This is a genomic window from Streptomyces flavofungini (assembly GCF_041028215.1).
In the GTDB taxonomy this organism is placed as follows: domain Bacteria; phylum Actinomycetota; class Actinomycetes; order Streptomycetales; family Streptomycetaceae; genus Streptomyces; species Streptomyces flavofungini_B.
On record NZ_JASKYR010000401.1, the window covers coordinates 1 to 8,689 of the forward strand.

Annotated in this window: 6 protein-coding genes and 1 pseudogene; 6 read left to right on the forward strand and 1 reads right to left on the reverse strand. The window is 72.2% G+C overall.

The genetic code is table 11. The features are described from left to right. Positions 1–390 precede the first annotated feature (390 nt). Positions 391–1,962 carry a S8 family peptidase gene (locus AB8Z36_RS24960; RefSeq protein WP_369215614.1) on the forward strand — a complete coding sequence of 524 codons (1,572 nt, stop codon included), beginning with the start codon at positions 391–393 and terminating at the stop codon, positions 1,960–1,962. Between the two features lie 14 nt (positions 1,963–1,976). Here the strand turns inward: AB8Z36_RS24960 and AB8Z36_RS24965 are convergent, their stop codons facing one another. Further along, positions 1,977–3,275 (reverse strand): serpin family protein, encoded by a 1,299-nt coding sequence (locus tag AB8Z36_RS24965; RefSeq protein WP_369215615.1) that lies wholly within the window; start codon positions 3,273–3,275, stop codon positions 1,977–1,979. A 231-nt stretch (positions 3,276–3,506) separates the two neighbouring features. Between AB8Z36_RS24965 and AB8Z36_RS24970 the strand changes: the two genes are divergently transcribed. The 5 genes and pseudogenes from AB8Z36_RS24970 to AB8Z36_RS24990 all read left to right on the forward strand — a co-directional run bounded on the left by AB8Z36_RS24970 (position 3,507) and on the right by AB8Z36_RS24990 (position 8,513). Next, positions 3,507–4,262, forward strand: a complete 756-nt coding sequence (locus tag AB8Z36_RS24970; protein ID WP_369215616.1) for a GntR family transcriptional regulator — start codon at positions 3,507–3,509, stop codon at positions 4,260–4,262. A 258-nt stretch (positions 4,263–4,520) separates the two neighbouring features. Continuing rightward, complete coding sequence (locus tag AB8Z36_RS24975; RefSeq protein WP_369215617.1) at positions 4,521–4,706, forward strand: SPOR domain-containing protein; 186 nt, start codon at positions 4,521–4,523, stop codon at positions 4,704–4,706. A 47-nt stretch (positions 4,707–4,753) separates the two neighbouring features. Further along, positions 4,754–5,161: a (deoxy)nucleoside triphosphate pyrophosphohydrolase gene (locus AB8Z36_RS24980; RefSeq protein WP_369215618.1), complete on the forward strand. Its 408-nt coding sequence runs from the start codon at positions 4,754–4,756 to the stop codon at positions 5,159–5,161. A 108-nt stretch (positions 5,162–5,269) separates the two neighbouring features. Continuing rightward, positions 5,270–5,686 (forward strand): ATP-binding protein, encoded by a 417-nt coding sequence (locus tag AB8Z36_RS24985; protein WP_369215619.1) that lies wholly within the window; start codon positions 5,270–5,272, stop codon positions 5,684–5,686. A 173-nt stretch (positions 5,687–5,859) separates the two neighbouring features. Further along, positions 5,860–8,513 (forward strand): annotated as a pseudogene (locus AB8Z36_RS24990) (SpoIIE family protein phosphatase). Positions 8,514–8,689: the final 176 nt, after the last annotated feature.

Genomic DNA, 8,689 nt, shown 5'->3' on the forward strand with positions numbered 1-8,689 from the left:
GGTACSACCGGAACGGTCGGCACCACYGGMACSACCGGMACGGTCGGCACCACCGGCACCACTAGACCCACCCACCGGCACTACCGGCACTACCGGCACGGTCGGCACCACCGGTACCGCCGGAACGRYCGGMACGGTCGGCACCACYGGAACGRYCGGCACSRYCGGCACCACCGGCACCACTAGACCCACCCACCGGCACTACCGGCACTACCGGCACGGTCGGCACCACCGGTACCACCGGAACGGTCGGCACCACCGGAACGACCGGAACGGTCGGCACCACCGGTACCACCGGAACGGTCGGCACCACCGGAACGACCGGAACGGTCGGCACCACCGGCACCACTTCCCCCACCAACGCACCACCTATTGAGGAGGACCCCTCAGATGGCAGTGATGCGTCATCCCCGCCGAAGACTGGCAGGGATCAGCGCGACAGCGGTCGCGGCCCTGACCCTCGGAGTCGTCTCCGCCCTCCCGGCGAACGCGCGGCCGGCCGCGGAAGGCAGGATCGAGAACGCCGGAGCACCCGGCGTGATCAAGAACAGCTACATCGTGAGCCTCGACAAACACGCCCCCAAGGCCCGCTCCGCCGAGGGCAGGGCCCTCGCCAAGCGGTACGGCGCCACGATCGAGCGGACCTACGACAAGGCCCTCAACGGCTACGCGGTCGAACTCAGCGAGGCCGAGGCGAAGAAGTTCGCCGCCGACCCGGCGGTCGACGCGGTCGTCCAGAACCGGACGTTCACCGCCACCGCGACCCAGAACAACCCGCCCTCCTGGGGCCTGGACCGCATCGACCAGAAGGCGCTGCCGCTCGACCAGAAGTACACCTACCCCGACTCCGCGGGCGAGGGCGTCACGGCGTACGTCATCGACACCGGCGTCCGCATCACCCACAGCGACTTCGGCGGGCGCGCCTCCTACGGCTATGACGCCATCGACAACGACAACACCGCGCAGGACGGCCACGGCCACGGCACCCACGTCGCGGGCACCGTCGCGGGCACCCTGCACGGCGTCGCCAAGAAGGCGAAGATCGTCGGCGTCCGCGTCCTGAACAACCAGGGCTCGGGCACCACCGCACAGGTCGTCGCGGGCATCGACTGGGTGACCAAGAACGCGGTCAAGCCCGCCGTCGCCAACATGTCGCTCGGCGGCGGCGCCGACAGCGCCCTCGACACCGCCGTGCGCAACTCCATAGCCGCGGGCATCACGTACGCCGTCGCGGCGGGCAACGAGTCGACCAACGCGTCGACGAAGTCACCCGCACGCGTGACCGAGGCCATCACCGTCGGCGCCACGACCAGCACCGACGCCAGGGCCAGCTACTCCAACTACGGCAGCGTCCTCGACCTCTTCGCCCCCGGTTCCTCGATCACCTCCTCGTGGAACACGAGCGACTCGGCGACCAACTCCATCTCCGGTACGTCGATGGCGTCCCCGCACGTCGCGGGCGCGGCGGCGATCTACCTGGGCGCCAACCCGTCGTCGACCCCGGCACAGGTCTCCGCCGCGCTGGTCGACGCCTCCTCCCCGGGCGTCGTCGGCAACCCCGGCTCGGGCTCGCCCAACCGCCTCCTGAACGTGACGGGCGGCACCACGACCCCGCCGGGCAAGAAGTTCACCAACGACACCGACTACCCGATCCAGGACAACGCCACGGCCGAGTCCCCGGTGGCCGTGACCGGCGTCGACGGCAACGCTCCCGCCGCGCTCAGCGTGCCGGTGACCATCCAGCACACCTACATCGGCGACCTCCAGGTCCAGCTGGTCGCCCCCGACGGCACGGCGTACACGCTCAAGGGCTACGGGACCGGCGGCAGCACCGACAACATCAACACCACGTACACGGTGAACGCCTCCTCGGAGACGGCCAACGGCACGTGGAAGCTGCGGGTCAGCGACAACGCGGCGCAGGACACCGGGAAGATCGACTCCTGGAGCCTCCAGTTCTGACGCCGACGGCCTGATCAGCCGCCCTCGTCATACTCGTCGTCGTAATCCTCCTCGTCGTCGGAGTCGTCGGACTCCTCGTCCTCGCGGTACGGCTCCGGGTCGGTGACCCAGCCCGCCGCGAGGACGAGCCGTGAGCGGCGCTCGACGGCGAGGAAGCCGAAGGGGCGGTCGAAGGTGGCGTGCACCTCGGTGATGCGGTAGCGCAGCTCGGGAACGCCCGCCCCGATCCCCATGAGGGCGGTGACGGAGGCGGCCCGGAACCCGAGCGCCCCGAAGGCCGCCGTCGTCGTCTGCCGTCCGCCACTGATCGCCAGCGGCTCGGCGGAGACCCCGGGGAAGTGCTGCGCGGACCGCCGTCGTGCCGTGCCCAGCCCGAACAACTCGGGCTCCGCCAGCAGGTCGTGGTCGGCGGTCAGCGCGAACGGCACGGTGGTGGCGTACAACCGGGGCGGTCTCGGGCGCGTGTTGAGCTCCCTGCGCACGCTGAGGCCGGGTGCCACATCGCCGAGCGGCAGGAGCGGTCCGGACGTCACCGCCAGTCCGGGCGCCAGCATGCCGACGCCCGCACCGAGCACCTGCCCCGGCGGCATGCCCTCCTCGCCGAGCAGGAGATGGACGTCGATCCCGGTGTCGCCGAGCACCATCAGCCGGGTCACGCACCCGTCGGCCGTCTCGGTGAAGCCGACGCGGTCCAGGAGCGAACTCACGCGGCTCAGGCTTTTCAGGGCCCGGCCCTTCCAGGGTCCCGCTTCCGGCCACATCGCCCCCTCGTCGAAGGGCCGGAACCAGTCGGTGCGCAGGGCGAGCGCACCGGCGAGCACCAGCCCGGTGTCCTGGTCCGGGCGGGCGGGCAGCCGCTGGATCTGTCCGCCGGTCCGCTCGGCGGCCCAGGCGTCGAGTGCCGCCGCGTCCGCGTCGGCGTCTCCGGTGAGCACGCCGAGCGCCGCCACCGGCAGGCCGTCGAGCCAGGCGTCCCGCAGGGTCAGCGTCCGCTGCGTCCACAGACCGATCGCGGCGTCCACACCGCGCATGGCGCTCATGGCGGACAGCAACCGGCGGGCCGCGTCGGCGGCTTCGCAGGCGGGCAGCCCCACCGCGTCCGCCAGCTCCTCGCGTGCCGCGCCGCCAGCGCCGTCCGCGAGGAAGGCCAGGAGGGGCCAGACGCCGGGGGCGGAGAACGCGGTACCGCCGTCGGCGGGCAGCGTCGTGGCCCACCGCGAGGTCAGCCGATTGACGGCCCGGACCGCCGCGCCGGGCGTCCCGGTCGTCCCGGTCGTCCCGGTCGCTCTCGTGGTGCCGCCGTTGTGCGTCATCCGTGCGTCCCCCGTGGCCGTGGAATCGGCCCTCAACGTATGTCGTCGCCGTGGGGGGACAGAAACGTTTTTCTGTTGCGTTGAATCGTTCTTCATAACCGGGGAACAGCCCTGCGTAAACACCTGCGCACCAAGAAATCATCACTTCGAGTGATTCCATGGCCTTGGGTTGCAGTCAACAACCCACGGTTGCCAGGCTGTAGCTGTCTGTCAACCTGTTGGGAGTGGCCAGTGACCTTCGGTGAGCAACCGGCGTATCTGCGCGTCGCGGGTGATCTCCGCAAGAAGATTGTCGACGGCTCGCTGCCGCCGCACACCCGGCTCCCGTCACAGGCCAGAATCCGCGAGGAGTACGGCGTCTCGGACACCGTGGCGCTGGAGGCGCGCAAGGTCCTGATGGCCGAGGGCCTGGTCGAGGGCCGCTCGGGCTCGGGCACCTATGTCAGGGAGCGCCCCGTCCCCCGCAAGATCGCCCGCACGGGATATCGCGCGGTGAACGGCGGCTCGACCCCCTTCCGCCAGGAGCAGGCCGCCGACGGCGTGCGCGGCACCTGGGAGTCCCGCAGCGAGCAGGTGGAGGCGAGCGCCGCGATCGCGGAGCGGCTCGCCATCCGCGCGGGCGAGCGCGTGATGTGCACGAAGTACGTCTTCAGGGACGCGGGCGAGGTCATGATGCTCTCCACCTCCTGGGAGCCCCTCGCCGTCACGGGCCGCACCCCCGTGATGCTCCCCGAGGAGGGCCCCCTCGGCGGCTGCGGAGTGGTCGAGCGGATGGCGGCCATCGACGTGGTCGTGGACAACGTCGCGGAGGAAGTCGGCGCCCGCCCCGGCCTCGCCGAGGAGCTGACGACGCTCGGCGGTGTCCCCGGCCATGTCGTCCTCGTCGTCCAGCGCACGTATTACGCCTCGGGCCGCCCCGTCGAGACGGCGGACGTGGTCGTCCCCGCCGACCGGTATCGCGTGGCGTACCACTTGCCGGTGAAGTAGGCGCGGCCCTCCCGGGCGGCGGACTTCCCGGGTGGCGGCACCCCCGGGCGTCGGACGGGCGCCCGGGGCAACTGCGCGTGTCCGGTGTCCGGTTGACGCCACCTGCCCCATGGCTGATTGCGCACTTCCCGGGTATCTCTTTGTGCAAATGCGTATCCGCTGAGTAAAGGTCGGGCGTAGGCTCGGGCATATGCGGATTGCGGTTTCCTTAGAGATCGAGGCGCTCCGCGCGCCGGAGGCGCCGAGCGGAGGGGCGCGATGAACGACGGGACGGTTCTGCTGCCCTGGCTCGTGATACGGCAGGACGACAACGGCAACCGCTATCGCGTGGGCAGGTTCGCGACCAAGGCCGAGGCCCAGAGGATCGCGGACAGCCTCGACGAGCGCGGCCACGAGCAGCTCTACTGGATCGAGAAGCTGAGCACGAACGGCAGCGGGCGCTGAGGCGGCGGCCGCCGAGAGTCAGCTCGGCGGCCCCTAAGCTCCTGACCATGGACGACGAACGCATCGTGGTGGGCGCTGCCCTGTACGACGAAGGGCGCCTGCTCGCCGCGCGGCGCAGCGCGCCCCCGGAGCTGGCGGGCGGCTGGGAGCTGCCCGGCGGCAAGGTCGAGCCGGGCGAGCGGTGCGAGGACGCGCTGGTGCGCGAGCTCCGCGAGGAGCTGGGCGTCGAAGCGGCGGTCATGGAGCGGGTCCCGGGTGAGTGGCCGCTCGCCAAGGGGTACGTCCTGCGGGTGTGGGCGGCCCGTCTTGTCTCCGGTGTGCCGGAGCCCCTGGAGGACCACGACGCGCTGCGCTGGCTCACCCCCGACGAGGTCTGGTCGGTGGACTGGCTGGCGGCCGACGTCCCCGCCGTGAAGGCGCTCCGGGCCCCGCGGGCGCTGCCGGATCACTCGTAACCGGGATCTCCGTACCCCCAAGTGCCCCATTTGTGGTAATTGAGGCGATTATGCGGGTATGGGCACCTTGACTCCACAAAACGGACAGGTCCTGCTCCTGGTCTGGAAGTGATCGGCGTGATCGACACCAAAGGCGACTGCGCCGAGTGGGACTTCCCCGCTGATCCCGGCGCCGTCCGCACGGCCCGCACCGTCGTCCGCGCACAGCTCGGCGACTGGAACCTGACGCCCCTCGGCGACATCACCGTACTGCTCGTCAGTGAGCTGGTGACCAACGCCCTGTGCCACGCGTCGGGGCCGATCGGCGTACGCCTCGTACGCCCCGCGGGTCCCATCGGCACCCTGCTCGTGGAGGTGTCCGACCCGCTTCCCGACCCGCCCCTGGCGCGCACCGCGAGCCCCGAGGACGAGGGCGGGCGCGGGCTCCAGCTCGTGGCCCGCGCGGCGCGGAGCTGGGGGACGCGGCCGGGCCGGACGGGCAGGGCGGGGAAGACGGTGTGGTTCGAGCTGGCTCTGCCGGGTTAGAAGACTGGCAGTGTGCGACAGGCGTCGGGCACAAGAGCGGCACGGGCCAAAAAGAGTCGAGTCCGTGCTGTGATCGTGAACGCCGTGTGGCGCTGTGCCGTAGTGCTGGATACTGCGGTCAGCCGTATGCGGTGACCGGTGCCGGACGCGGTGAGCTGGAGGGGACGGTTCGCGTGAGCGAGATACCAGCGAAGGCGACGGAGCCCGAGGGGCCGTCGGGCGACGCGAGGGCCGAAGGACCGTCGGGCGGTACGACGGCCGGCCGACCGCCCGGGGCCGCCGAGCGCGACGGGGTCGCCGACGTGCCGGTCGACGAGACCTGGCAGAGCAGCCCGCCCGGCTCGATCTACGACTACATCAAGGTCGCCTCGTTCTCGATCGGCCCCGACGGACTCGTCGACCAGTGGAGCGAACGCGCCGAGCGGCTCTTCGGCGTCGCCGCGCGGGACGCCGTGGGCAAGGACCCCATCGAGGCCTTCGTCGCGCCCGAACTGCGCACCGACGGCCACCGCAAGATGGCGGAGATCCTCGACGGCCGGGAGTGGACGGGCGTCGTCCCCTTCCGCGTGCCCGACGAGCGGCGGCCCGACGGAATCGGCCTCGAAGGCATCGCCGAGGTCTACGTCATGCCGACCGAGACGGAGGACGGCGAGAAGGCCGCCGTCTGCATCGTCGTGGACATCAGGGCCCTCCGGCAGATCGAGACGGACCTCGCCGCCTCGCAGGCCATTTTCGGCCAATCTCCGTTCGGCTTCCTGCTGTTCGGCACCGACCTGAAGGTGCAGCGCGCCAACCGCCGCTTCGCCGACGTCTTCGGCGGCGGCACCGACGACCACCGCGGTCACACCGTCCACGACTACCTGCCGCGCCACGAGGCCGACCGCATGGCCGCCGCCCTGAAGCGGGTCCTTGAGACCGGCGAGTCCGTGACGGACATGCAGATCGTCGGCCCCGCGCCGGGCAGCAGCGACCGCAGGCACTGGTCGATCAACCTCTACCGCGTGCACAGCGGCGCCGGCCGCCCCATCGGCGTCGCGGGCCTCGGCACCGATGTCACGATGCGGCACGCCGCCGCCCGCGAGGCCGCCCACGCCCGCCGCAACCTGGCCCTCCTGAACGAGGCGGGCGCCCGCATCGGCAACTCCCTCGACCTGGAGACCACCGCCCGGGAGCTGCTCGACGTCACCGTCCCCGGCTTCTGCGACCTCGCCTCCGTCGACCTGTACCAAGGGCTGCTCGACGGTGACGAGGCGCCGCCCGGCCTCGTCGACGGCAGCGCTGAGCTGCGCCGGGTCGCGTTCGCGAGCGCTGTCGCCGACGCGCCGTTCCCGGACGGCAGCGCGCCCCTCGACGTCGGTGTCGTGCACCGCTTCGCCTTCACCTCGCCCTGCGCCGACGCCCTGCGCGCGGCCCGCCCCCGGCTCGTCACCGCCGAGGACGACGAATCGGCGAGCCGCCTCACCGGCGGGCTCGTCCAGTCCACGCTCGCCGTGCCGATGGTCGCCCACGACACGGTGGTCGGCCTCGCCCAGTTCTCCCGTACGAAGGGCAGCGAGCCCTTCGGCGAGCGGGACCGGGCGCTCGCCGTCGAACTGGCGGCGCGCGCCGCCGTCTGCATCGACAACGCCCGGCTCTACCGCCGCGAGCACGAGCGCGCGCTGATCCTCCAGCGCTCGCTGCTGCCGCCCGGCGACCCCGAGGCGTCCGGCCTCGACATCGCCTGCCGCTATCTGCCGGGCAACGCGGCGACAGAGGTCGGCGGCGACTGGTTCGACGTCATCGAGCTGCCGGGCCACCGCACCGCGCTCGTCATCGGCGACGTCATGGGGCGCGGGCTGCGGGCCGCCGTCGCCATGGGGGAGCTGCGCACCGCCGTGCGCACCCTCGCGCTCCTCGACACCGAGCCCGCCGAGGTCCTGTCCGCCCTGGACGAGATCGCCCGCGGCCTCGGCAACCCGGCGGGGCCCCAGCGGTCCACGCGTACGGCGCGCAAGTCCGCCGACGCCGACCTCGGCGAGGTCTACCTCGCCACCTGCGTCTACGCCGTCTACGACGCCGTCACCCGGCGCTGCACCTTCGCCAATGCCGGGCATCTGCCGCCGGTCCTCGTCGAGCCCGGTGAACCGGGCGAGCCCGGCCAGCGCGCGCTCATGCTCGACGTGCCTCCGGGGATGCCGCTCGGCGTCGGCGGCGAGCCCTTCGAGGACGTCGAGGTCGAACTCCCCGAGGGCGCGCTGCTCGCCCTCTACACCGACGGCCTCGTCGAGTCCCGCGACCATCCGCTCGACGAGGGCCTCAACGCGCTCGTACGCTCCCTCGGTGACGCCCCGCCCGCCCGACCCTGGACACCCACCACGGCGAGGACGACATCGCGCTGCTTATGGCGCGCGTCGAGGGGCTGCCCGCCGAGCACGTCGGCGACTGGACGCTGCCGCGCGACCCCAAGTCAGTCGGCCGCGCCCGCGAACTCGCCTGCGACCAGTTGCGGGACTGGGACCTCGAACGGCTCTGCGACACGGCGGAGCTCCTCGTCAGCGAGCTCGTCACCAACGCCCTGCGCTACGGCGAGGGCGAGATCCGCCTCCGCCTCCTCCTCGACCGCACGCTGGTCTGCGAGGTGTGGGACGGCGGCTTCGTCCAGCCACGGCGCCGCCGTGCCCGCGACACGGACGAGGGCGGCCGCGGCCTCCAGCTCGTCGGCCTCCTCAGCGCGGCCTGGGGCTCCCGCAGAACGCCCCGCGGCAAAACAGTCTGGTTCGAACTCCCCCTCCCCGACGGCGAAACAGAACCAATGGACGCGGCGGAGGCTCTGCTCAGCCTGTTCTGAGCACCGACGCGGCGGCGGTCGGGCACGACGGTGCGGCTGCCTCGGCCGGTACTGATGCCGCCCGGGCGGTGGCACCGTCTCGCGGGCGGTGCCGCTTCCCTTTCGCGTGGCGGCTCCCTGCCTCGCCGACGGCCCGGTCAGCTCGCCCCGCCGCTACCGTGCCGCTCGCTCCCCGC

What these genes read in the sequence shown, in the direction of transcription:
- AB8Z36_RS24960 (WP_369215614.1), top strand. Translation starts at nt 391, where the DNA reads ATGGCAGTGATGCGTCATCCCCGCCGAAGACTGGCAGGGATCAGCGCG.
- AB8Z36_RS24965 (WP_369215615.1), bottom strand. Translation starts at nt 3,275, where the DNA reads ATGACGCACAACGGCGGCACCACGAGAGCGACCGGGACGACCGGGACG.
- AB8Z36_RS24975 (WP_369215617.1), top strand. Translation starts at nt 4,521, where the DNA reads ATGAACGACGGGACGGTTCTGCTGCCCTGGCTCGTGATACGGCAGGAC.
- AB8Z36_RS24980 (WP_369215618.1), top strand. Translation starts at nt 4,754, where the DNA reads ATGGACGACGAACGCATCGTGGTGGGCGCTGCCCTGTACGACGAAGGG.